At 50.0% G+C, this 22,152-nt stretch carries 23 protein-coding genes; 4 read left to right on the plus strand and 19 right to left on the minus strand.

Annotated elements, in window-relative coordinates:
• Positions 1 to 18: 18 nt before the first annotated feature.
• From radA to LPA26_RS05135, 8 genes are all read right to left on the minus strand, one after another.
• Positions 19 to 1,374 (minus strand): DNA repair protein RadA, encoded by a 1,356-nt coding sequence (gene radA / locus LPA26_RS05100; protein WP_229007563.1) that lies wholly within the window; start codon positions 1,372 to 1,374, stop codon positions 19 to 21.
• Positions 1,375 to 1,497: 123 nt separating this feature from the next.
• Positions 1,498 to 2,565 (minus strand): alanine racemase, encoded by a 1,068-nt coding sequence (alr, locus tag LPA26_RS05105; protein ID WP_229007564.1) that lies wholly within the window; start codon positions 2,563 to 2,565, stop codon positions 1,498 to 1,500.
• Between the two features lie 17 nt (positions 2,566 to 2,582).
• Positions 2,583 to 3,965 carry a replicative DNA helicase gene (gene dnaB / locus LPA26_RS05110; protein ID WP_055825751.1) on the minus strand — a complete coding sequence of 461 codons (1,383 nt, stop codon included), beginning with the start codon at positions 3,963 to 3,965 and terminating at the stop codon, positions 2,583 to 2,585.
• Between the two features lie 159 nt (positions 3,966 to 4,124).
• Positions 4,125 to 4,574, minus strand: coding sequence for a 50S ribosomal protein L9 (gene rplI, locus LPA26_RS05115; protein ID WP_229007565.1), 450 nt, complete (start codon positions 4,572 to 4,574; stop codon positions 4,125 to 4,127).
• A gap of 21 nt (positions 4,575 to 4,595) precedes the next feature.
• Complete coding sequence (gene rpsR, locus LPA26_RS05120) at positions 4,596 to 4,829, minus strand: 30S ribosomal protein S18 (RefSeq protein WP_055825757.1); 234 nt, start codon at positions 4,827 to 4,829, stop codon at positions 4,596 to 4,598.
• Positions 4,830 to 5,138, minus strand: coding sequence for a primosomal replication protein N (gene priB, locus LPA26_RS05125; RefSeq protein ID WP_055825761.1), 309 nt, complete (start codon positions 5,136 to 5,138; stop codon positions 4,830 to 4,832). It lies immediately after the preceding gene.
• A gap of 6 nt (positions 5,139 to 5,144) precedes the next feature.
• A complete protein-coding gene (gene rpsF / locus LPA26_RS05130) occupies positions 5,145 to 5,519 on the minus strand; it encodes a 30S ribosomal protein S6 (RefSeq protein ID WP_055825765.1) in 375 nt (124 codons plus the stop codon).
• A gap of 235 nt (positions 5,520 to 5,754) precedes the next feature.
• A complete protein-coding gene (locus LPA26_RS05135) occupies positions 5,755 to 6,087 on the minus strand; it encodes a hypothetical protein (protein ID WP_055825768.1) in 333 nt (110 codons plus the stop codon).
• Between the two features lie 224 nt (positions 6,088 to 6,311).
• Between LPA26_RS05135 and epsA the strand changes: the two genes are divergently transcribed.
• Positions 6,312 to 7,091, plus strand: a complete 780-nt coding sequence (epsA, locus tag LPA26_RS05140) for an XrtB/PEP-CTERM-associated transcriptional regulator EpsA (RefSeq protein WP_055825772.1) — start codon at positions 6,312 to 6,314, stop codon at positions 7,089 to 7,091.
• Between the two features lie 16 nt (positions 7,092 to 7,107).
• Here the strand turns inward: epsA and LPA26_RS05145 are convergent, their stop codons facing one another.
• From LPA26_RS05145 to LPA26_RS05180, 8 genes are all read right to left on the minus strand, one after another.
• Positions 7,108 to 7,545, minus strand: coding sequence for an RNA-binding S4 domain-containing protein (locus LPA26_RS05145; RefSeq protein WP_229007567.1), 438 nt, complete (start codon positions 7,543 to 7,545; stop codon positions 7,108 to 7,110).
• Positions 7,546 to 7,553: 8 nt separating this feature from the next.
• The gene (locus LPA26_RS05150; RefSeq protein ID WP_229007568.1) at positions 7,554 to 9,719 is read right to left on the minus strand and encodes a Lon protease family protein; all 2,166 of its coding nucleotides are present in this window, start codon (positions 9,717 to 9,719) and stop codon (positions 7,554 to 7,556) included.
• On the minus strand, positions 9,716 to 10,207 hold the full coding sequence (locus LPA26_RS05155; protein WP_229007569.1) for a molybdenum cofactor biosynthesis protein MoaE: 492 nt from the start codon (positions 10,205 to 10,207) through the stop codon (positions 9,716 to 9,718). The genes LPA26_RS05150 and LPA26_RS05155 overlap by 4 nt, the downstream gene beginning before the upstream one ends.
• Positions 10,208 to 10,209: 2 nt before the next feature.
• Entirely contained in the window at positions 10,210 to 10,467 is a 258-nt protein-coding gene (moaD, locus tag LPA26_RS05160; RefSeq protein ID WP_055867262.1) for a molybdopterin converting factor subunit 1, read from the minus strand.
• Entirely contained in the window at positions 10,464 to 11,840 is a 1,377-nt protein-coding gene (locus LPA26_RS05165) for a DNA recombination protein RmuC (RefSeq protein ID WP_229008331.1), read from the minus strand. The genes moaD and LPA26_RS05165 overlap by 4 nt, the downstream gene beginning before the upstream one ends.
• Before the next feature lie 127 nt (positions 11,841 to 11,967).
• Positions 11,968 to 12,714 (minus strand): hypothetical protein, encoded by a 747-nt coding sequence (locus tag LPA26_RS05170; protein WP_229007570.1) that lies wholly within the window; start codon positions 12,712 to 12,714, stop codon positions 11,968 to 11,970.
• A 221-nt stretch (positions 12,715 to 12,935) separates the two neighbouring features.
• Positions 12,936 to 14,477: an alkaline phosphatase gene (locus LPA26_RS05175; RefSeq protein ID WP_229007571.1), complete on the minus strand. Its 1,542-nt coding sequence runs from the start codon at positions 14,475 to 14,477 to the stop codon at positions 12,936 to 12,938.
• 36 nt (positions 14,478 to 14,513) lie between these two features.
• Positions 14,514 to 15,260, minus strand: coding sequence for a PEP-CTERM sorting domain-containing protein (locus tag LPA26_RS05180; protein ID WP_229007572.1), 747 nt, complete (start codon positions 15,258 to 15,260; stop codon positions 14,514 to 14,516).
• Between the two features lie 444 nt (positions 15,261 to 15,704).
• Between LPA26_RS05180 and LPA26_RS05185 the strand changes: the two genes are divergently transcribed.
• Genes LPA26_RS05185 through LPA26_RS05195 form a run of 3 tightly spaced genes read left to right on the plus strand, consistent with a single transcriptional unit; the run spans position 15,705 to position 18,828 of the window.
• Positions 15,705 to 17,411 carry a CHASE2 domain-containing protein gene (locus tag LPA26_RS05185; protein WP_229007573.1) on the plus strand — a complete coding sequence of 569 codons (1,707 nt, stop codon included), beginning with the start codon at positions 15,705 to 15,707 and terminating at the stop codon, positions 17,409 to 17,411.
• Positions 17,412 to 17,422: 11 nt separating this feature from the next.
• Complete coding sequence (locus tag LPA26_RS05190; protein ID WP_229007574.1) at positions 17,423 to 17,917, plus strand: SH3 domain-containing protein; 495 nt, start codon at positions 17,423 to 17,425, stop codon at positions 17,915 to 17,917.
• On the plus strand, positions 17,914 to 18,828 hold the full coding sequence (locus LPA26_RS05195; protein ID WP_229007575.1) for a M48 family metalloprotease: 915 nt from the start codon (positions 17,914 to 17,916) through the stop codon (positions 18,826 to 18,828). The genes LPA26_RS05190 and LPA26_RS05195 overlap by 4 nt, the downstream gene beginning before the upstream one ends.
• A 63-nt stretch (positions 18,829 to 18,891) precedes the next feature.
• Here the strand turns inward: LPA26_RS05195 and LPA26_RS05200 are convergent, their stop codons facing one another.
• Genes LPA26_RS05200 through LPA26_RS05210 form a run of 3 tightly spaced genes read right to left on the minus strand, consistent with a single transcriptional unit; the run spans position 18,892 to position 22,143 of the window.
• Positions 18,892 to 19,896 carry an AI-2E family transporter gene (locus LPA26_RS05200; RefSeq protein WP_055825798.1) on the minus strand — a complete coding sequence of 335 codons (1,005 nt, stop codon included), beginning with the start codon at positions 19,894 to 19,896 and terminating at the stop codon, positions 18,892 to 18,894.
• Between the two features lie 29 nt (positions 19,897 to 19,925).
• Positions 19,926 to 20,483 carry a YigZ family protein gene (locus LPA26_RS05205; protein ID WP_229007576.1) on the minus strand — a complete coding sequence of 186 codons (558 nt, stop codon included), beginning with the start codon at positions 20,481 to 20,483 and terminating at the stop codon, positions 19,926 to 19,928.
• 10 nt (positions 20,484 to 20,493) lie between these two features.
• A complete protein-coding gene (locus LPA26_RS05210) occupies positions 20,494 to 22,143 on the minus strand; it encodes a formate--tetrahydrofolate ligase (RefSeq protein ID WP_229007577.1) in 1,650 nt (549 codons plus the stop codon).
• Between the last annotated feature and the right edge of the window lie 9 nt (positions 22,144 to 22,152).

Here is a 22,152-nt window from a genome sequence, read left to right on the forward strand (position 1 = left end):
GACATCGTAGCCATTTTTTTATCCCCGCAACAGATCGATGGCTTGTTCCAGCCTGTCAATCGCATCAATATGCAACCCAGGCACGCCGCCTTTAGGCGCATTGGCTTTGGGGATAATGGCATGGGTGAATCCCAGCTTGGCAGCTTCTTTAAGACGCTCCTGACCGCGTTGTACTGGCCGAACTTCTCCCGCCAGCCCTACTTCGCCAAACACAATTAATTTGTTTAGCAATGGCTTATTTTTAAAGGATGAAACAATCGACAACAGTACTGCCAAATCCACGGCGGGCTCACTGATTTTCACGCCGCCCACTGCATTGATAAATACATCCTGATCGAAACACGCGACGCCGGCATGTCGATGCAATACCGCCAGCAGCATTGCCAAGCGGTTCTGCTCTAAGCCAACACACAATCGCTTGGGGTTCGGAGCATGGGAGGTATCAACCAATGCCTGTATTTCAACCAATAAGGGACGGGTACCCTCTTGCGTTACCGTGATGCATGACCCTGGAACAGGGGTATCGTGATGAGACAAAAACAGGGCAGAGGGATTGCTGACCTCGCGCAAGCCCTTTTCAGTCATGGCAAACACGCCCAGCTCGTTCACGGCGCCAAAACGATTCTTGAAGGCACGGATCAGCCGAAAACTCGAATTCTGGTCACCCTCGAAATACAGCACGCTATCCACAATATGCTCAAGCACACGCGGGCCTGCCAACGAACCCTCCTTGGTGACATGGCCGACCAGTATCATGCTGATGCCCAATTGCTTGGCGATACGTGTCAGCTGCGCACTGCATTCACGCACTTGTGCCACCGAACCTGGCGCTGATTGCAACGCTTCGGAATACACTGTTTGGATTGAATCAATAATCACCAGATCAGGCTGATGCTGCTGCAATACCTGGCTGATTTTTTCCAGATTGATTTCAGCCAGCACATCAACCTGACTGGCATCTAGCCCCAGCCGCTTTGCCCGCATGGCGATCTGCTGCGCAGACTCTTCGCCGCTGATATAAAACGATTTCAGGTTCTGTGACACCTTGCAGACTGTTTGCAGCAACAGTGTAGATTTGCCGATGCCGGGATCCCCACCAATCAGTACCACTCCACCCGCTACCAGGCCACCGCCTAATACGCGATCAAATTCGGCAATACCAGTCTGCTGACGCGAAACATCCTGCGCTTCAACATCCGCCAGCTTCTGCAACTGTGCCGTGGGTGCCAAACTGGCAAAGCGGCTTTGGGTAACAGTTTCCGGCACTGTTTCCACCAAGGTATTCCAGGCGTGGCAACTAGGGCACTGCCCTTGCCATTTAGGCTCGCTAGCACCACATTCGGTACAGGTATATTGTGTTTTTGCTTTAGCCATGAAGACCTTGATTTTGCTTATTGTGTGACCATGAATGACAGAGACTGCGTTTGGAACCTACCCATGGTTAAAGATCACCCGCAAATCTCAACTGATTTTTCTTCACAAGCCGAGCGGTTGCGACTAATCAATCACGTGCATAGGCACGCGTGCTGTCACTGCACAAAGCAGCTCATAGCCTATGGTTCCGCTGGCTTGTGCCACTGCATCGACAGGGACCAAACTGCCCCATAATTCAACCCTACTGCCAATATTGGCATCCGGAATATCCGTGATATCAACCGCCAGCATATCCATAGACACTCGGCCCAATGTCCGTGTCAGCACGCCGTTGACAGCGGCAGGCGTTCCGGTAGGTGCGTGGCGAGGATAGCCATCTGCATAGCCGCAAGCGACGATGCCTACTCTGATGGGTTTATCGGCAGTGAACAAGCTGCCATAACCTACACTCTCGCCCGCCTGAATTTCCTGTACGCCGATCAACCCGGATTGCAATGTCATCACCGGCTGCAACTCCAATGAAACGGCCGTTTTATCTGCAATCGGTGTAGCACCATACAGCATAATGCCCGGGCGTACCCAATCAGCATGGGTGTGTGGCTGCTGGACAATCGCTGCTGAATTAGCCAGTGAGCGTTTGTAAGGCTGGATTGACATGACTTGCCCCACGATAGTCATGGCCTGAGTGACACCGTCTGCAATATCTGAATTGGCAAAGTGGGTCATCAGCACGATTTCACTGACATTTCCGCTGGCGGCCAATTGATCTAAAGCTGCTTGATAAGCAGAAGGCTGGAAACCCAGTCTATGCATCCCGCTGTCCAGCTTCAGGTAGACGCGAACTGGTAAATTCACTTGGTATTCGAGTAGCCATTGCAGCTGACCCTGGTGAGAAATAACCATATCCAGCCGGTAACGATCCACCTGTGCTATTTCTTCAGCTGAGAAAACACCTTCCAGCAACAGGATGGGATGCTGATATCCGGCATCCCGCAAAGTGACGGCTTCGCTGATATTCAAGACCGCAAACGCATCGGTTTCTTTTAGCCCACGCGCAGCATTCAGCAAACCATGACCATAGGCATTTGCCTTTACTACGGAAATGACTTTGGACTCTGGCGCATACTGCCTGACTCGTGCCAGGTTGTGTGCCAATGCTTTTTCTGAAATATAAGCAACGATAGGACGCATATTGAAAACCCGGCGCGTTAATATTCGTCTTGCATGTATGCCGCATTGGCATAATTTTCAAAGCGTGTATGCGCGCCCATAAAGGTCAGGCGAACACGGCCAATCGGCCCGTTACGCTGCTTGGCGATAATAATCTCGGCAGAGCCTTTTTCAGCACTGTCAGGGTTGTAGTACTCATCGCGGTACACGAACATGATCAAGTCAGCATCCTGCTCAATCGCGCCCGATTCACGCAAGTCACTCATGACCGGACGCTTGTCCGGACGCTGGTCCACACTGCGGTTTAACTGGGAAATGGCAATCAACGGCACATTCAACTCTTTTGCCAGCGATTTGAGAGAACGTGAAATTTCGGAAATTTCCGTGGCGCGATTTTCACCTGAGCGGCCAGAAGGTGCTGACATCAACTGTAAATAATCGATCACGATCAGTCCCAGTTCACCCGTTTGCCTGTGCAATCGCCGCGCACGTGCACGCACATCAAAACTGCTTAAGCCTGCCCCTTCATCGATAAAAATCGGCGCTTCGTTGAGCTTACCCAGCGCAGTGGTCAGTTTTTCCCAATCTTCATCCTCGAGGTTACCGTTACGCATTTTGTGCTGATCCAACCGGCCAATGGAGCCGATCATACGCGTCGTTAATTGTGTGGCACCCATCTCCATCGAGAAAATGGCCACTGCCTTGTTGGTTTCCAAAGCGACATTCTCGGCAATGTTGATCGCAAAGGCAGTTTTACCCATGGAAGGACGGCCGGCAACAATCACAAGATCGCCACCCTGCAAGCCTGAAGTCATGGAATCCAGATCACTAAAACCGGTAGGTGTACCCGTCACATCCGAATGGTTTTCACGCGAATACAGGTAATCAATCCGGTCAGCAACTTGTGGCAGCAATACCTGCATCCCCAAAAAGCCCTGGCTTTTGCGGTTGCCGCCTTCAGCAATCTGGAAAATCTTGGCCTCAGCCTCATCCAGCAATTGCTGCGCATTACGCCCATTTGGCAGATAAGCGCTTTCGGCGATATCGGTACCTACAGTCACCAACTGGCGCATCACGAATCGCTCATGCACGATTTCGGCATAGCGGCGAATATTCGCAGCAGTTGGTGTGTTTTGTGCCAGCGCACCCAGATAGGCAACACCACCAATGGTAGTCAGCTCAGCCGTGCTTTCGAGCGATTCGGCGACAGTCACAATATCCGCCGGCTGATTGCGTTCAATCAATCTGGCAATATGTTCATAAATCAGCTTATGGTCGTGCTGGTAAAAGTCTTGTCCCGATAAAATATCAGCGATTTTGTCCAGCGCTTCATTGTCCAGCAACAGGCCGCCCAAGACGGATTGTTCGGCTTCGATAGAATGCGGGGGAAGTTTGAGAAATTCGAGTTGTTCATCAGCCATCTGGCGATTATACCGAAAAGCGAATCAGCGTTTTCGAGTTTTGAAATTAACTGTGGGCCAAGGCAGTTAAAGTGAGTAGATTATTAGTTGAGGATGTATCTTTTACAAAATAAAAAAGGCTACCGAAGTAGCCTTTTCATGTGTTACTAAACGCTTGAATTAAGCTTCAGCAACCACTGTGACATTGATATCAACAACAACATCATGATGCAGTGCAACGCTCACAACAAACTCACCCACATTTTTCAACGGGCCGTTAGGCAAACGTACATCTGATTTTTTCACTTCATGACCTTGTGCTTGCAGACCAGTTGCGATGTCCAGATTGGTGACAGAACCAAACAAACGACCATCAACACCTGCTTTTTGTGCAATTTTCAAAGCAAAACCAGCCAATTTTTCGCCGCGTGCTTGCGCAACAGTCAGCAAATCAGCTTGTTGTTTTTCCAGATCTGCACGACGCGCAGCAAACTCAGCCTGGTTAGCTTCAGTTGCACGCTTTGCTTTACCTTGAGGAATCAGGAAGTTACGGCCGTAACCGTCTTTCACACGAACCACGTCACCCAAAGTGCCCAGGTTTGCTACTTTTTCTAATAAAATTACTTGCATGTTATTCTCCTAAGCCGCCAATTAACCTGGGTGTTTGTCTGTGTAAGGCATCAACGCTAAGAAACGTGCGAGTTTAACCGCAGTTGTCAGTTGACGTTGGTATTTAGCCTTAGTACCAGTCATACGGGCTGGAATGATTTTAAAGTTTTCAGAAACGAAATCTTTCAACAGATCTACGTCTTTGTAATCTACGTGTTTGATGCCTTCTGCACTGAAACGGCAGTAACGGCGACGTTTGTACATATCTCTTGCCATTTAAAACTCCTTCAATTCTTTATGCTGTATTAGCTGTATTTCTTGTATATGCATGACCACTTGTGTGCTTTTTGCACTGCGCTGCGCCAGGAAACCTTTAACTTTGATCTGATCTCCGCTTTGCAATGTCAGGTTGGCTTTTTCACCAATCAACACTGCCGCTAACTGGCACTGGACTTTGCGATTCAAACCTGCTTCCTGCTGCTCTGAATCATGTTGCAACTGCAAACGCAACAAGGGTAACCCGGCCGGTGTATAGCGTAACGGTTCAATTGCTTGCACCGTCGCTGCAATTACCAGCGTATTCACAATGACTTAGGCGGCTGCCTCAGTAGTGGCTGCAGGTGCGTCACCAACGATGGTTTTGGATTTTTCCTCTTTCATCATTGGGCTAGGTGCAGTTACTGCTGTTTTCGTCGAAATAGTCAGGTGACGTAATACAGCATCGTTAAATTTGAAGCCGTGTTCCAACTCTTCCAGCAACTCTTGGCTCACTTCAATATTCATCAGAACATAGTGTGCTTTGTGTACTTTTTGAATTGGGTAGGCAAGTTGACGACGGCCCCAGTCTTCCAGACGATGGATGTTGCCGCCATTGCCGGTGATTTGCGTACGGTAACGCTCAATCATCGCAGGCACTTGTTCACTCTGGTCAGGGTGGACAATAAATACGATTTCATAATGTCGCATGAGATCTCCTTACGGTTAAAGCCACCCTAAATGCGAATCAGGTGTGGCAAGGTTGGAAAAGAGCGGGATTATAGACTATAAGTCCAGTTTGAATCAAGGACTTATCTTGAATGCCTCAAAGGGAGCTGAGTTTCGCCAGGGAAAAAATACCTGGCATCAGGAATTTCAAAGAAAACCGGAAAAGTTTGCCTTCCAGAATTAAATTTACCAATGCTTTAAAGCACTTTTTCTTAAATCACTTTTGAATTTTATTCTCAAGCTCTTTATCTTCTTTGGGCAGGTAATAAGGGTCAGCCACATAGCCTGGCCCCTTCATGATAATAATCACCACCAGGCCTATGATCATGGCACCGATAAAAAACCAGAACGTGAATAGCAACCCCAAAAACATGGAGGTGCGCTCAAGGTTCTGCGTCAGCAATTCGCCTTGCTGCCACCAGGTATAGACTAGCGGGCTGGCAAATACCAGCGTTCCCAGTAACCACCACTTTGGCAGTTTTTTCAATAACTGCCATTCTTTATGGCTTGGGTAACGCACACCATTCGGAAGCTTGTTCAACAATCCCATCTCATTACTCACTTAAGCTACTTAACTTGGTAGACACTAAAAATAGTGATTGTTTCATTCTAATCCAGTGTCATTCAGATCTTCTTAAATGATTGTTTCATTCGATGAGCTTGGCTCTTCATAAAATCTCATATTAAAGAAACCCAGAATTCAGCCGTAAAAAACTCAGACCATGAATATTCACGGGCAAAGTTTGCCCTGAGCATAACAACTGAGGTGGCTTCATGCAGGCACAAAAAAAACAAACTCATTGGGAAGGCGTCTTGCATGCCATACAGACTTCCTATGCCATTAAACGCCATGTTGACCTGTTTAACTGGCTGAAACAGGACATTCATCCACTGATGCGTCACGATGTACTGCTTGCCGCATGGGGCAATTTCAGCACAGGTGACCTGCATTTTGATGTGTGCTCATCATTACCAGATGTGACAACGCAGTGCCTGTTACAAGACTCCGCCATCGTAAATTACTTGATGTGCAACCTTTACAAACGCTGGATTGAAAACGAAGAAAAGTGGTATGTCGTTAATCAATTCGATGCCAATGGCATTTATACACAATCGCCCAACCCGTTTACCCAGCAATTGAAAAAGATGCACTCACTGATGGTGTATGGGGTTCGCGATACCCGCCGCCAGGCTGATTGCATTTATGTATTTTTTGACCGCAGCAAAGAATTTCATGTGCCGGACCAGTTATTAGGCATGATCATGCCGCACCTGGACGCAGCCACTCGCCGCGTTGAACACCTGAAGCCAATTGTGAAGGATGAAGACCTGCTCGATACTATGGCGCAAGGTGGATTATCAGATCGCGAGCAGGAAATTCTGCATTGGGTACGCAGCGGTAAAACCAATCTGGAAATCGGCATGATCCTGGAGATCAGTGCCAATACAGTGAAAAATCACCTGAAACGTATTTTCCAGAAACTGGATGTTTCGTGTCGTGCCCAGGCGGTGGCCAAAACAGGTACTGTGACGGCCTACTCCAAGCCTAACTAGGCTAGCTGCTCCATATTTAATCCCGACCAGTAAAGCGCTGAATATCACGCATTTGCCGTTTGGTGGGGCGGCCAACACCCCGATCCCGTTCGGCAAAGTTATCAGCGCCGCTTTCCTGGGCCTGTTGCCGCACACGCAGACTTTCTTCAGTTTCGCGGTAAAGCAAGGCTGCTTCTGGCGCTCCACGACGCACATTACTAAGCGCTAGCACTTCAACTTCTATTTGCATGTCTTTGTTTTTGATGCTGACGCGCATACCCGGCTTCATCTCCCTGGCATTTTTGGCGCGGTCACCATCTACCCGCACCTTACCGCCATCCACCGCATCTGCTGCCAGGCTACGCGTTTTAAAAAAGCGTGCCGCCCACAACCATTTATCCAGGCGGCAACTGTCGTTTTGGTCATTCTCTGACGTGGCTTTTTTATCTGCTTTTTGGTTGTGTGCTCTGGCCATTATCTTTATTAAGGCTTGCTTGTGTCAGCCTGCTGTTGAATGTAAGCCATGTGCGCCTGATTGCGTTCCAGCGTGGCTCTGAAGCTAGCGAGCACCGTTTGTGCGCGCGCCATCAGCGTATTACCGGTGTAAGTACCATCCGCCTCTTGCGTGCCTGCTTCACTATTGGTGAGGTAGGCAATGCCTTCCAGCACATGATCGATGGTGATAATTTTGAACATGCCATTATTAACTGCCGTCACTACGCTTTCATCCAGAATCAAATGACGCTGATTACGTTTCGGGATAATGACGCCCTGCTCGCCATTCAAGCCCAATGCCTGGCAAACTCGGAAATAACCTTCAATTTTTTCGTTGACGCCACCAATTGGCATCACTTCACCAAACTGGTTGAGGGCACCTGTGACCGCGATGCCCTGCTTGATAGGCAAACCGGTCAATGCCGACAATAATGCAAACAATTCCGCGCATGAGGCGGAGTCGCCTTCAACGCCGTTGTATTCCTGCTCAAACACTAATGAAGCACTCAGGCTTAATGGTGCCAATGCCCAAAAGCTGGCGCTTAACCAGTTTTGCAGAATATAGATGCCTTTATCGTGACTGGGACCACTCATCTCGACTTCGCGGTCAATATTAATCACTCCGCTACGGCCAGGGTAACAGCGCGCAGTAATCCGAATTGGCGAGCCAAAACTGGCATCGCCCAATTCAATATGGGTCAAGCCATTCACTTGGCCGACCACGTCGCCATGGACCTGAATTAATAGTTCATTATCAATAATCGAATCACGGATCTGTGCTTCAAAAAACTGTTGGCGCAAGAGGCGTGCAGATAATGCCTGATTCACATGCGTATCTGTCACCAGACGTTCATCGCCCGCTGCGGCTGCACTTTCATGCATGAGTTGATCCAGGTGTGCAAAGCGGATACTGAAGCGGCTTTGATCTTCTTCCAGCCTGTGCATGAACTGCAGCAACACATTAACGGCTGCACCACTAAAATGCGGCAGCGCTTGCTGCTGGCATTTTTGTGCGATATAGCCTGCCACCCAGGCATAATTTTCCAGCGTCGCCGACACCCGGTCCTCAAACTCGACCTTGACCGGGAAAAAATCAAAGAAATCCGGCTGGGCTTCCAGGCAATCATAATAATCTTCACGGCTGGCAATCATGATCAGCTTCACATTGACAGGCAACGCACTTTGACGATTACCGCCTGTGCCTTGTTGCGCATGGTTGGCCCAGTCTTCGATCTGAATCTCATGATTACGCATCAAACGGTACAACTTCTCCAGCATGGCACCGCCGTTACTTTCATCCTGCATCAGGTCACGCAAATGCAACATCAGCATGCCGCCGTCGGCGTGGTGCAAGCTACCTGCACGCAAGCGTAAAAACTCAGGCCATTGCGCTGCTTCACCGGCAGCGCTCTCCAGCGTGCCGAACAAGGCAGCAAAGCCAGGGTCTTTTTCTTCCACAATAGGCTGCTTAACCCCTGCAGTCAGGTTGGCGCGCTGATCCACCAGCAGATTGACTCTAAAGCGCGACAAAAAGCCTTCATTCACCAGGCCATCCGCGTTATTTTCGGGTTCATTGCCTAATTGTTGCCAAGCCTGCAAATAGGCCAAAATTTCAGGCTTGATCACATTGAAAAGTGGAGATAATTTGGCGCTGCTCAACTGCGCGCGCATGCTATCGATACGCTCTTCCAGCCAAACTTCAGCCAGCGAAAGATTGGCTTGCCCATTGCTATCCAGCCACTGCGGCATTTCTGCCATCAGCGTCTTGATAAATATATCCATTACCGTACGCAGCTGTGAACCCAACCCGGCGGGAAGCTTGATGTAATTAACACCGGATTGCTGGCTAAAATCGTATAAGGCGACCAGGTCTGTGAGTGAAGTATCAATACCGGTCACTGCTGCCGCTTTCATGGCGGCCATGGTCAGCCCGGCACGGCCGGAGCCTGGTGTACCCTGCACCAGCACATTGCAACCGGACTGCTGCATCGACAACCCCATCATCAGCGTTTTCTGTGCCTCGGGCTGGAGCTTCCAGCCATAATCGGTAAGGCTTAAGTCGCTGGCTTCCAGCAGCGTTTCGGTTGATTCAAACGACATCGGCGACAGTTTGTAAGAAACGGTCAGTTCATTAGGGTTTAATACTTGCATCATGTAGGTGACTTTCCATTATTCTTTTGCCACTGTTGTTTGGCATGTTCATCGGTCGCACGGGCTTCTACCCAGCGCTCACCAAAATCGCCTATTTCTTTTTTCCAGAATGGTGCTTCTGTTTTTAAATAATCCATCATGAAAGCACAGGCTTCGAATGCCGCCTGCCTGTGCAGGCTGGTAGTCGCCACCAGCACGATCTGTGCTTGTGCCGCCAATGATCCCACACGGTGGATCAAGCGTATACCCAGCAATGGCCAGCGCTGGCAAGCCTGTTCGGCAATGCGCTGCAAAGCGGCTTCCGTCATGCCCGGATAGTGTTCAATGACCATTTCATCCAGTTTGCCATCCGCCGATAAATCTCGCACCATGCCGATAAAGTTGACCAATGCGCCCGCCTGCGGCGTGGCCGCTTTTAGCTGCTGCAACTCAGCCCCGGTATCAAAATCCTCCGGCTGTACAGAAATCTTGAGATACACAGGCGCGCTCAAGCTTAGCCTCCTGTCACCGGCGGGAAAAATGCCACTTCATCGCCTTCGTCCATGGTCGCCATATCATCAACCAGTTCATGGTTAATTGCAGCACGTACCACGCCACTGCCGTTAAACAGTTTCTGCCAGGTTTCACCGCGTTTAGACAGCCATGACTTCAAGGCGATAATAGTCTCTATACCCTCAGGCAACACCACATCTTCGGACGAGTAATTCACAACTTCCTTGATGCGTGCAAAATACAAAATGGTGATCTTCATGACGGGTTACTCTTCTCAATTTCTTCTAGTTCATCCAGCAGTTCCAGCGTACCCAATCCTTCTTCCTGGGCCAGCTCCACTTTTTCAATCTGGGCAAAGCGCCGGGTGATCTTCTGGCTGCTGATATGCACATCCTGGGCATTTTCATGCGCCTGGCGGATATTATCAGCCAGTTTTTTCATGCGCGTATCAAAGCGGTTAAAGTCTTTGCTAAGCTTGCCGAGTTCATCTTTAATGATATGCACCTGCTTACGCATTTCCACATCTTTCAACACGGCGCGGGCAGTATTCAGCACGGCCATCAGGGTGGTTGGTGATACCAGCCACACACGTTTCTGCATGGCATAATCCACAACTTCGCTATGGTAGGCGTGAATCTCGGCAAACACCGCCTCAGCCGGGATAAACATCACCGCACCATCCGAGGTTTCATTGGCAATAATGTATTTATGACTGATATCGTCGATATGCTTCCTGATATCCGCCTTAAACTGTTTCCCTGCTTGCGCCTGCAATACTTCGCCCAGGCTGCTTTCATACATGCGATGGTAATTTTCGAGCGGGAATTTGCTATCCACCGCAACAGTTCCGGTTGGCTCAGGCAGGAACAACGCGCAATCCACGCGTGCGCCATTACTGAAAGTATGCTGCATGGCAAAACTGTTGCTGGGCAGCACATTGCGCACCAGCCCCTCCAGTTGCACTTCACCAAAGGCACCACGGCTGCGTTTGTCGCCCAATAATTCCTGCAAGCTGACCATGTTGACGCTAAGACCATCAATTTTCTTTTGTGCTTCATCAATGGTCGCCAGGCGTGCCATCACACTGACAAAAGTCTCGTTGGTTTTCTTGAATCCGGCTTCCAGCCGCTCGGAAACCTTGCCGCTCATTTCCTCAAGGCGCGAATCTACAATCTTGGTCAGCGCTTCAACGCTTTGCGACAATGTTTGTGTGGTCGTTTGCAATGCAGTCTTCAGCATGTTTTGCTGCGATATGCCTTGTTCGGCCAGGCCATTCCGCAAACTCAGGCTGAGCTGCTCTGTGCTTTGGGTTAAATGATCACGCTGGGCAACCTGTAGCTCCTGCATGGCGACGCGCAATGTCTGCATGGATTCCCGCGTGGCGGTCAATTCTTGTGACAGTTGCGCACGCAAACGGTCCTGCTGGTCAGCGTTCAGGCTTTGCAATCTATCTGCCAGCAGATTGAGAGATTGATGCATTTCCCCCATCATCAGGCGATGCTTTTCTTCAAGTTGCTGTGAAAGCAATAGCGCCAGGGCTTGCTGTGAGGTCTGTTGCTGCTTGCGTGAATGCCAGAGCAGAATGCCGACAATCAGCAGCAATAACAGTAATTGAATAATTTGAAGGGCCATGCCGGCATTATAGCCGATGACAATAGCAGCCACATGGACTCAGGAAAATAACGGCTAACGGGGTTGCGTCTACCGGCACGGGAGACTCTTAAAGGTTAAGTATGAATACTTTTAAGCCAGGCACTTACTAATGATTGTGCTCCTGCAAGCCTGGAGCGCCGTGCGCGCGAGCCAGCCACTGCATTTCTGAAGGGTTATGTTCCATATCACCGAGGTCGGCATAATCTACATGCTGGTAATTGCTTAATGTGGCCAGTGTTGCCTTCGGCGGCTTGGCAGCATCGGTGGCAGCAAGCACTCCCGTTTGCAAAGCTTGCATCTGGATGGTGACTGTATGCTCCGGATAGTGGTATTGCACTGTAAATGGCAATTTCAGCGCAGGCATCCACAATACTTCTGTACGCACGCCGTTACCTAGTTCACCAACATACTTTTCCACATCCTGGCCATATTGCTGTTGCTTGTCTGCCGGTACTTTTTTCAGTTTTGCCAACTCTTCATCAGCAATCAGTTGTGACTTCACCTGCCAGATTTGCGCATCGGTTTTAATCGCCAGCAGTTTCAAGTCTACATCTGAATAATCAATTGCGCGGCCATCTTCATGCATCAGGTAACTGTAGTTAAATTGCCCGGCGGGCTTTTTCATCCACAGGCTACTGTTGTGTGCTGGCTGGCCATTCTGATGCAGGTGGCGGATCTCGACCTGGTCGTCTTCACGCATTAACCACCACTGCAAGCGTTTAGCTGAAGCATCTGTGCAAGGTGTCGTGCACTGTGTCGTTTCAAAACGTGCATTGACGATTTCTTCTGCAATACTTGCTTTGGCAGCCATCATCAACACTGTCGCAAATCCTAGCGTTTGAATTATTTTCATACTTTTTTCCATCATGTGGCACAGGGCGACAAATTGTCGCCCTGTATTGCAAAACACCTAAACTAGGTACGGAGACTTTCTTAGAGAACCCGTAATAAGTGAGCGAGCGGGATAAAGTACAAGGCGCACGGCACGCAAAAACCGGAGTGTACATGAGTACATGAGGATTTTGAGTACCGCGCAACGCAGTAATTTGCCCGCGCAGCCACTTGGTTCCTCAATTAATAACCAAAAGCGTCTTTCATCACTTGATAAATATAGCTTTGCTCTTGCACGCCATGTACCAGGTAAGATTTAGGCCCCACCGCGTAAATTGCCACCTCTTCACCGGCGTGGGTTTCAGAGCTCAATGGCACCAAAGCTTCCTGGTGGAAATCAGGATCTTCAGTATCCACACCCGACATATCCACTACACGACCGGCAGCAATCGCTTCGTTATACACAGCGTCGCCTGGTGAGTTGGTGTGGAAGCCAGGGCCGTTGGCAAAGCTCACAGTGGTGTAAGGCTTGCCGTCAGCCGCCAGGGTTGGCGCTGTTTTACCAGGCTCAACCACCTTACCCAAAATCGGGTTGCCACGTTTCGGGTAACCACCGATAGTCAGTGTGTGGCTATGGTCAGCCGTCACAATGATCAGCGTGTCGTTCAAGTTCACCTTGCTTGCGGCTTCGCGTACTGCGTCGGACAATGCCACTGCATCTTTAAATGTACGGTAAGCGTTACCTGCGTGTGATGCGTGGTCGATACGGCCACCTTCCACCATCAGGAAATAACCATTCTGGTTTTTCTTCAGGATATCAATCGCCTTGCCGGTCAATTCAGATAATGAAGGCTCGCCAGCGATATCGTTCGGACGGTCTTGCTCGTATTCCATATGTGATGGATTGAACAAACCGATCACCTTGTTGGTAGTCACTGGGTTCAATGCATCAAACCCGTTCTTGTCCTGAATATATACACCACCAAATTTGCTGACATATTCTTGCGTAAGGTTACGACCATCGGTACGACGACCTTTGCTACCTTCAATATCAGTCACTGTATTTGGCAGGAAGTAGCTGCGGCCTCCACCAAACACCACATCAATACCATCACCAATCTTGCCGCTACCAAAGTTGTCTATCAGTTGCGCAGCTATGTCTTTCACGCCGTTAGTCGCAGCAGCAGATGACAGGTTGGAGTTCGCTTCCCAGTCGCGGTTTGAAATGTGGGCATAAGTTGCCGCTGGAGTTGCATGCGTAATACGCGCAGTAGACACTACGCCTGTAGATTTACCGGCAGCTTCAGCTTGTTCCAGGATAGTGGTTACCTTGCCAGCGTTGATCACAGATGGATTGGCTTCGTTTCTTGCCACAGACTGGTTCAGCGAAATAATGCCGTCATTGGTTTTCACACCAGAGACGATTGCCGTCATGGTCGGGGCAGAATCAGAAGTCTGCTGGTTAGTAGAGTAAGTCTTGGATAAGGCTACGTAAGGAAACTCTTCAAATGACAAGCGGTTGCGTTCGCCATCTATGCCTTTTAACTGGCCCTCAAAAATACGGGCACCAGTCACGGTGGAGATACCCATACCATCCCCCACAAACAGGATGATGTTTTTAGCTTTTTTAGCATTTGGCACCAGTTTTTTGCTGTCATTCAGGCTGGCAGCGCCATCATTCAGCCAGAACTGTGCATCTTCAGCCAGGGCAACGTTAGAAAGTGCGAGTTGTGAGCCCAGCAGCATGGCAACCACGGCAGTGCGTTTCAAGTTTAAAAAGTCCATGATGATTCCTTTATTTAGAGTTTATAGTATTTTTAATTAATCTTTGCGACGGCGCATCACACCTGCCATCAGGCCCAGGCCTGCCAGCAGCATGGCAACTGAATCGGCTTCGGGGACAGCAGATACTGTATTCAGGCTGATGTTATCGACACCCAGCTGTAATGAATTCTGGTTTGCCACAGTGGCAAAGCGCAGGATATAACTTCCGCCTGAAGCCAGGCTAGCACTCAGGTCAAAGCTGTAATTCACATAGTTGTTCGCTGCTAGCACACCATTGGCGCCGCCGATATAAAGGCTTTGTACAACATCCGCGCTATCGATAGAGAAAGGATCGGCACCTGCCTTCAAAACATCTACACGCACGTGCTGGTTAGGATTGTCTGTCGCATCTACGCTGTAATCCAAGCCTGCAGCATCGATATTAGTGGTGCTGTTCTGATTATTTACAAACATCTGGAAGCTTAAAGTAGCTGATGAAACCGCGCCGGTGTTGAAGGTCTGGAACAATGCATTGCTGGCATTACCGTAGTTATCCAGAATGCCATAGTAGCTACCCTGATAAGCGCCAACGGTATTGTTTGCGGTGACCTCAGTAGAAGTGCCGGTTTGCGCCAGCACACTGCCAAAAAAGCCCTGCTCCGCCACTTGCCAGCCGGTGATATCGTAAACATCCGCGCCGTGTGATTCGAAACCGCCGTTTTGTATGAGTTCGGCCGCCTGTGTTGCAGGTGACAGTGCTGCCATTACCAGCATGCCAGTCATCGCCCAAGAGTTAAGCTTCATGTGAATATTCTCCCTGATTGTCTGTGATTAACTTGTACGCGGGTGTTTAGGCCTGCGTACTTACCTGAGTATTGTTAAAAACATCTGTTGCAGAAAGGTTTCACTCGCGTGAAGCTTATGTGACTAGTAAGACTACTGGCTAGTTGGACTAGGTACTAGAAAAGAAAAAACCCCGAATAAACGGGGTTATAAATGACTTTAACTTGAAAACACGACACAATCACACGAAGGCATCCATCATGCTGATGATCATGAGTAGCATAAATCCAAAAAACAGAATTTTCAGATTTAAACTCATAAACGGCCCTGTGCATTTGTGATGTTGCTAGAATAGGACTATCGCATTTGTCTCTCAATGGCCCGTTTGGGTCAATCCAGGCATGGCGTACGACAATAATACTAACCATCCCACCTTGGCGTCACACGTCATTACAAGGGAGCGATATGCTAAAACTAAAACTCATGCTGGGGTTCTGGCTGGCCAGCCTGACCCGCAGGCTGAAAAATAATTTTTACCTGTATCTGGCATTGCTGTTCAGCGCTTTTATTTTGCTGGATGCAGGTGTGTTCCATGTCGGCCAGAACATGCGCGACAAGGCGTTTGACATGATGGTGAAAAACCGCATTTTCAAGCCGGATCCTGATCCTGCCATCGTCATTATCGATATCAATGAAGCCAGCCTGGAAGCGATGTCCAAGGAATATGGCCGCTGGCCGTGGCCGCGCCAGGTCATAGGCGAGCTGGTCGAGAATATCCAGCGCCAGCAACCGAAAGCGATCATCTTCGATATCGTGTTTTCGGATGCTGATGTTTACAACCCTGACAGCGACAGCTACTTCAATGATGTCATCACCGCTTGTGAAAACTGCTTTTTCCCGCTGTTGCGGCTGGACGCCAGCCAGGACAGTAAAAGCCAGCTGACTTACGCGCAAATCCCCGGCTTGACCCATAGCACTGATGCAGACCAGCAAGCGACGTTTGCGGCTATCCCCCCGTATTTCAAAGGGGCCTGGAAACAGCAGCGCATGGGTACCCATAATGTATACCCGGATAGTGATGGCGTGGTGCGCCAATACCGCATGCGCCATCACGACAGAGGCTGGACCTTACCCGCCCTGGCCTTGCTGGTGGCAGATGCCATGCAGTTCGAGACCAGCAACACACCGGATGACATGCTGCTGAACTGGCGCGGCAAACCGTTTACCTACCAGTATGTTTCATTCAGTGATGTTTACACCGATAGCTCCAGCTCACAGCCGAAACGTGCTGGTGATGAATTCAAGGACAAGATTGTCATCATAGGTTCCACCGCACCGGCACTGTTTGATATCAAGCCAACTGCGATGGATAAGCAATTTCCCGGCGTGGAGATTCTGGCAACGGCGCTGGATAACACCTTGCACCAGGATTACCTGAAAGTCTGGCGCGGAAAACTGCCTTATATTTTGCTGAGCCTGTTATTGGTGTGGCTGACCACACTGGCGTTTTATTTCAAGGTAGACCGAGACCGTTTCAATGGCATCTTTACCGGTAGCCAGATCGGCCTGCTGGTATTGTCATACCTGGCGATCAACTTTATTCATACTTATCTCGACCTGGCCGCGCCTATTGTCTGGGCAGTCGCTTATTTCGGTATCGCCAAAATTTACGCACTGGCGACTGACCGTGCCCTGCAGCGCTGGCTGGCGTTTGGGCTCACATCTAACAGTGAAGAACTGGAAGTCTTGCTAATGCCGATAGCGATTGAAAGCCCGGAAACCTTGGGTGACGCAGTGATGAAACTGGTCCGCAAAGAAATCGAATTTGCCTGCCGTGCACCCAACCAGACTGATATTCTGGTTGGCACCCAAAGCGGCATCTGGGGCTTGTTTGGCGACATGGTCATTGTTAGCTGGCAATATAAACCTGAAGACGCTTATCGTGAGGCTGCAGCGCAGGATGCGCAGCAACTGGCGGCACAATTACCGGCACTGCTGAATAAGCTGAGTCTGCCACATCACCCTACGCTGCGTTATGGCATGCACCAGGGCAATATCGTCAACCGCGCGGACCAACTGGCGGCACAATGGCGGCTCTTGTTTGCGCAGGCGATGATAGAACTGGAAAAAGACTATTTATCAACCACGGAGAAAGTTGAGACACCTAGATGATAAAAAGAAGCATGATAAAGAACAGTCTACTGGGACTGTTGACCGCACTCGCTTGCAGCAGCGCGATGGCAGCCGAGACTGGCGTTGTATTAAAACCTGATCAATTACGCGCCGATGCTTTTAGCGATGCCAAAGTAGTCGGTAATGTGAATAAAAACGAGGCGGTAGATATCCTGAATAAAAAAGGCGCCTGGCTGCAAATCAAATCCGCAGGCAAAACCGGCTGGGTGCGTTTGCTGACGGTTAAACGTAACAGTGCTGGCGGTAATAACGTCGCCGGCGTAGTTGGTGTGGCTACCGGCCGTAGTGGCACGGGCAAAGTGGTTTCCACGACCGGTATCCGCGGACTGAGTGCCGAGGATCTGAAAACAGCACAATTCAATGAAGCTGAAACCAAAAAACTGGAGAGTTACACCGTCAGTGCGGATGAGGCAAAACAATTTGCCGCCAGCGGTGGCTTAAGCAGCCGTCAATACACATATTTTCAGGGAGCCAGCCAGCCATGAATTGCAGATTATTGAACAAAAGTCTATTCAAACAAACGCTTATGCTGGCCCTGTGTAGCGGCATGATGGCTGGCACCGCCGTCGCCCTGGACCTGAAAGGGGTGCTTAAAGATGGGGTGAATGAGCAACTTGGTGGCAAGACTGAACAGCCTGCACAAGCCACTGAGGGCCAGAATACTTCTGCGCAGGATAAATTAGCCAATATCAACTGGAAAAATCCCAGCCAGGAAGACGAAATTGCAGTGGGCCGTAACGTGACCGGCACGATACTTGGCGCCGCGCCACTGGTCAACGATGCTAAGCTGCAAGCATACGTCAACAAAGTCGGGCGCTGGGTCGCCAGCCAGTCCGAGCGTACCAGCCTGCCCTGGCATTTTGGCGTGATTGATAGTACAGATGTCAACGCATTTGCAGCGCCTGGTGGGTATGTACTGATCACCAAAGGCCTGTATCAACGCTTAACCAGCGAAGCACAACTGGCTGGTGTACTGGGTCATGAAATCGCCCACGTCGTGCAAAGGCATCATTTAAAAGTGATGCAAAAACAGGCGCTGATGGATGCTGGCACATCCTTCCTGAAAGAGAAAATCAGCAAAAATAAAATCACGCAGCGTGCCGTGACTACCGGTGCCGAAATCAGTGCCCGCAACCTGGATAAAAGTGCTGAATACGAAGCTGACAGCATGGGCACAGTATTAGCCGCAAGGGCCGGTTATGACGCGTATGGCCTGGCAGAAGTATTACAGGAGATGGAACTGCTAGGCAATAATGATGGGAGCGTAGCGCTGCTTTTCCAGACCCACCCTCACCCGGATGACCGTGTGGCGCAACTGAGCATGGTCAGCGGTGACCAGATAGATAAAATCAGTGGTGGTAAAACCCTGGAAAACCGCCTTTACAAGCTGAAGTAAACTTTACAGCCGAAAACAAATAAGGCTCGCCGTGGCGAGCCTTGTTTATCTAACAACCTGCACCTATACCCAACCGCGCTCGCGGCACTCATTTTTAATATAAGCGTAATAGACAGGTGCAGCTACTATGCCCGCTAAACCGAAAGTGGCTTCCATTAGCAGCATCGCGACCAGCAATTCCCAGGCGTGTGCGCGTATCTGGCTGCCTACTATCCGCGCATTGAGGAAGTACTCCAGTTTATGAATCACAATTAAAAATAACAGTGACCCGATGGCGACAATAAAGGAGTGACTGATACTCACAATCACAATCACGGTATTAGAGATCAGGTTACCGACCACCGGCAGCAAACCAACCAGGAAAGTCAGCAAAATCATGGTTTTGGTGAATGGCAAATGGATGCCGCAAAGCGGCAGGATAATCGCCAGGTAAATAGCAGTCAGGCTGGCGTTCACCGCAGAAATCTTAACTTGCGCAAATACGATATTCTTAAACGCCTGCGCAAATAACCCCACTCGCTGCAACAGGCTTTGTGCAAACGGACGCTGGTTAGTTTTGGTTTGCACGTCATGCAAAGCCACCATCGCGCCAATCACCATACCAATGAGGATATGTGCAAAATGGTGCCCGGCTTCTTTACCCAGCAGCTGCCAATCTGCCGAATGCGCACGTAACCATTCGATCACCGTTTGCTGTAGTGTAATGGCATCATCGGGCAGGCGGTCATTCAGCCAGACTGGCAGCACTGCACGCGAATCTTCAATAATACGGGCAAGCTGGTCGAACAGCATGGTCAGGCCGCCAGTATCACTGCGGATCAGGGTCACGATACTCATACCCATCGCCACCAGTAAACCAATCACAAAGGTCGCGAGCAGAACCACCGCCAGCCACTTGGCATATTTGCCAGGCACCCTGCGCGCAATAATCGGTGAAATCACATGAATCAGCTCGAATACCAGCAGGCCTACCAGTAAAGCGGGCAGTAGCTGTACTTTTAATACCAGCCACATCAAAACGGCCATCAGCACATAAGTGGCGGTATCAAATTTTTGGGTTTGGGTCACAGCAGACTCCGGACTTTCGTCATGAATGGCTAATATTTGGCTTGCAACTGCCGGGCAGCATCGACCGGTAATTTAAGCAGGAAGTGGACAGCTTCATCAAACTGCTTGTCCAGCACTTCCCCGTTTAATCTTTGTACTTCCCGCGTCAGCTCATCAACGCGTTTGTAAGAAGTGGAAATTTTCAGGTGTACCATTTCAATAAACGGGATTGTCCCAGCGTGATCCATGGCCTGCCTGGCAGTGCCGCCATAAGCACGCACCAGGCCACCAGTGCCCAGATTAATTCCGCCGTAATAGCGGATCACGGCGACGCAGCAATTGACATAATTTTGACCGTCCAGCATTTGCTGAATCGGTTTGCCCGCAGTGCCTGCAGGCTCGCCTGCGTCAGAAAAGCGAGCGACTATGCCTTCAGCGGTTTTCATGCGGAAAGCATATGCCAGGTGACCTGCGCTTTGATGCTCACTGGCAAACTGGCGCAAAAACAATGCGAGCTCGCGTTCGTTTTCACACCGCGCAGCGCGGGCAATAAAGCGTGACTTGTTGATGGTTTGGTCGGCCTGGCCGAGTTGACTAAACGTCTGCATGACTAAGATTTCAGGAAAGGCCGATTATTCTACCACTGGGATCCACGGTGATACGCTGGCTGGCGGGCTGTTTCGGCAAGCCCGGCATGGTCATAATGTCGCCACATACAGCGACAACGAAACCGGCACCACGCGATAATCGCAACTCTCGCACATGCAAGGTATGCCCTACCGGTACGTTGCGCAGCTTGGCATCAGAGGATAATGAATATTGTGTTTTTGCTACGCATACCGGCAAACCGCGACTTGCTTCGGCCATGGCCTCTAACTGTTGTTCTGCCTGCGCGCTGAATGTCACATCTTTAGCACCATACAGCGATCGTGCAATGGCATGCAGTTTATCAGTCAGTGACAAATCATCCTGGTATAGCAATGTTGGATTGGCTGTTTGTTGCGCTAGGTTGGCAACCGCATGTGCTAGGTCGAGTGCACCCTTACCACCCTGCGCCCAATGCCGGCATACATGTAGACTGCTTTCCCAGGATTCAACGGCTGACTGTAACAACGCAACTTCAGCCTCAGTATCATGCGTAAAGTGGTTAAGTGCGACCAATACCGGCAAACCGAAATGCTGGCGCATGTTATCTACATGTTTTTTCAGGTTAGCCATACCGACTGAGAGCGCTTGAAGATTCTCTGTATTAAGATCAGCCACTTCCACCCCACCGTGATATTTGAGTGCGCGGATAGTCGCCACCACTACTGCCATATCCGGCCTTAACCCGGATTGGCGGCATTTGATATCCATAAATTTCTCGGCACCGAGATCGGCACCAAAGCCCGCTTCAGTCACTACGTAATCTGCCAGCCGCAAAGCGGTTTGCGTGGCGACCAGGCTATTACAACCGTGAGCGATATTGGCGAATGGGCCACCATGTAACAACGCTGGCGACCCTTGCAGGGTTTGCACCAGATTAGGCTGAAAGGCATCTTTTAATAAGGCGGTCATTGCGCTTTCCGCTTGCAAATCACTGGCAAAAATAGGCTCGCCTTTTGTTGACTGTCCCACTTGCATACGGCCCAGACGACGGGTTAAATCTGCCAGATCAGTCGCCAGGCAAAAAATCGCCATCACTTCACTGGCTACCGTAATATCAAAACCGGTGTCATAGGCATACGGCTGGTTAATGGTAATCCTGCGCAAGGCGCGGTCATTCATATCCATACAGCGCCGCCAGCTTACATGATCAAACTGCAAGGCATTGCCATGGTAAATATGGTTATCCACTAAAGCAGCCAGCAGGTTATTGGCAGCACTGATGGCATGAAAATCGCCGGTGAAATGCAGGTTGATATTTTCCATGGGCACGACCTGCGCGTAACCACCACCGGTGGCGCCGCCCTTCATGCCAAATACGGGGCCTAAAGAGGGTTCGCGCAAACAGGCCAATGCCTTGTAGCCAGCCAGGTTCAAGGCATCGGTCAAACCCACCGTCGTGGTGGTCTTGCCTTCGCCTGCTGGCGTCGGATTGATGGCTGTCATCAAAATCAGTTTGGCACGCACCGGTTGTGTGCGCAGTTGATTCACGGTGGATTGCGTAAGCTTGGCCATATGCTGGCCATGAAGATGCAAATCTGAAGCAGAAAGCCCTAATCGCCGGGCAATATCAGTGATAGGGCTTAATGTGGCCGCTTGCGCAATTTCGATATCACTTAACATGCGTATCCC

The sequence above is a fragment of the Methylophilus sp. Leaf408 genome (assembly GCF_916856905.1).
Taxonomy (GTDB): Bacteria; Pseudomonadota; Gammaproteobacteria; order Burkholderiales; family Methylophilaceae; genus Methylophilus.

What these genes read in the sequence shown, in the direction of transcription:
- LPA26_RS05145 (WP_229007567.1), bottom strand. Translation starts at nt 7,545, where the DNA reads ATGGCCAGAGCACACAACCAAAAAGCAGATAAAAAAGCCACGTCAGAG.
- LPA26_RS05175 (WP_229007571.1), bottom strand. Translation starts at nt 14,477, where the DNA reads ATGGACTTTTTAAACTTGAAACGCACTGCCGTGGTTGCCATGCTGCTG.
- LPA26_RS05190 (WP_229007574.1), top strand. Translation starts at nt 17,423, where the DNA reads ATGATAAAGAACAGTCTACTGGGACTGTTGACCGCACTCGCTTGCAGC.
- LPA26_RS05205 (WP_229007576.1), bottom strand. Translation starts at nt 20,483, where the DNA reads ATGCAGACGTTTAGTCAACTCGGCCAGGCCGACCAAACCATCAACAAG.
- epsA (WP_055825772.1), top strand. Translation starts at nt 6,312, where the DNA reads ATGCAGGCACAAAAAAAACAAACTCATTGGGAAGGCGTCTTGCATGCC.
- rpsR (WP_055825757.1), bottom strand. Translation starts at nt 4,829, where the DNA reads ATGGCAAGAGATATGTACAAACGTCGCCGTTACTGCCGTTTCAGTGCA.
- LPA26_RS05165 (WP_229008331.1), bottom strand. Translation starts at nt 11,840, where the DNA reads ATGGCCCTTCAAATTATTCAATTACTGTTATTGCTGCTGATTGTCGGC.
- alr (WP_229007564.1), bottom strand. Translation starts at nt 2,565, where the DNA reads ATGCGTCCTATCGTTGCTTATATTTCAGAAAAAGCATTGGCACACAAC.
- radA (WP_229007563.1), bottom strand. Translation starts at nt 1,374, where the DNA reads ATGGCTAAAGCAAAAACACAATATACCTGTACCGAATGTGGTGCTAGC.
- LPA26_RS05150 (WP_229007568.1), bottom strand. Translation starts at nt 9,719, where the DNA reads ATGATGCAAGTATTAAACCCTAATGAACTGACCGTTTCTTACAAACTG.
- LPA26_RS05195 (WP_229007575.1), top strand. Translation starts at nt 17,914, where the DNA reads ATGAATTGCAGATTATTGAACAAAAGTCTATTCAAACAAACGCTTATG.
- LPA26_RS05185 (WP_229007573.1), top strand. Translation starts at nt 15,705, where the DNA reads ATGCTAAAACTAAAACTCATGCTGGGGTTCTGGCTGGCCAGCCTGACC.
- LPA26_RS05180 (WP_229007572.1), bottom strand. Translation starts at nt 15,260, where the DNA reads ATGAAGCTTAACTCTTGGGCGATGACTGGCATGCTGGTAATGGCAGCA.
- LPA26_RS05135 (WP_055825768.1), bottom strand. Translation starts at nt 6,087, where the DNA reads ATGGGATTGTTGAACAAGCTTCCGAATGGTGTGCGTTACCCAAGCCAT.
- LPA26_RS05170 (WP_229007570.1), bottom strand. Translation starts at nt 12,714, where the DNA reads ATGAAAATAATTCAAACGCTAGGATTTGCGACAGTGTTGATGATGGCT.
- LPA26_RS05210 (WP_229007577.1), bottom strand. Translation starts at nt 22,143, where the DNA reads ATGTTAAGTGATATCGAAATTGCGCAAGCGGCCACATTAAGCCCTATC.
- rpsF (WP_055825765.1), bottom strand. Translation starts at nt 5,519, where the DNA reads ATGCGACATTATGAAATCGTATTTATTGTCCACCCTGACCAGAGTGAA.
- moaD (WP_055867262.1), bottom strand. Translation starts at nt 10,467, where the DNA reads ATGAAGATCACCATTTTGTATTTTGCACGCATCAAGGAAGTTGTGAAT.
- rplI (WP_229007565.1), bottom strand. Translation starts at nt 4,574, where the DNA reads ATGCAAGTAATTTTATTAGAAAAAGTAGCAAACCTGGGCACTTTGGGT.
- dnaB (WP_055825751.1), bottom strand. Translation starts at nt 3,965, where the DNA reads ATGGCTGATGAACAACTCGAATTTCTCAAACTTCCCCCGCATTCTATC.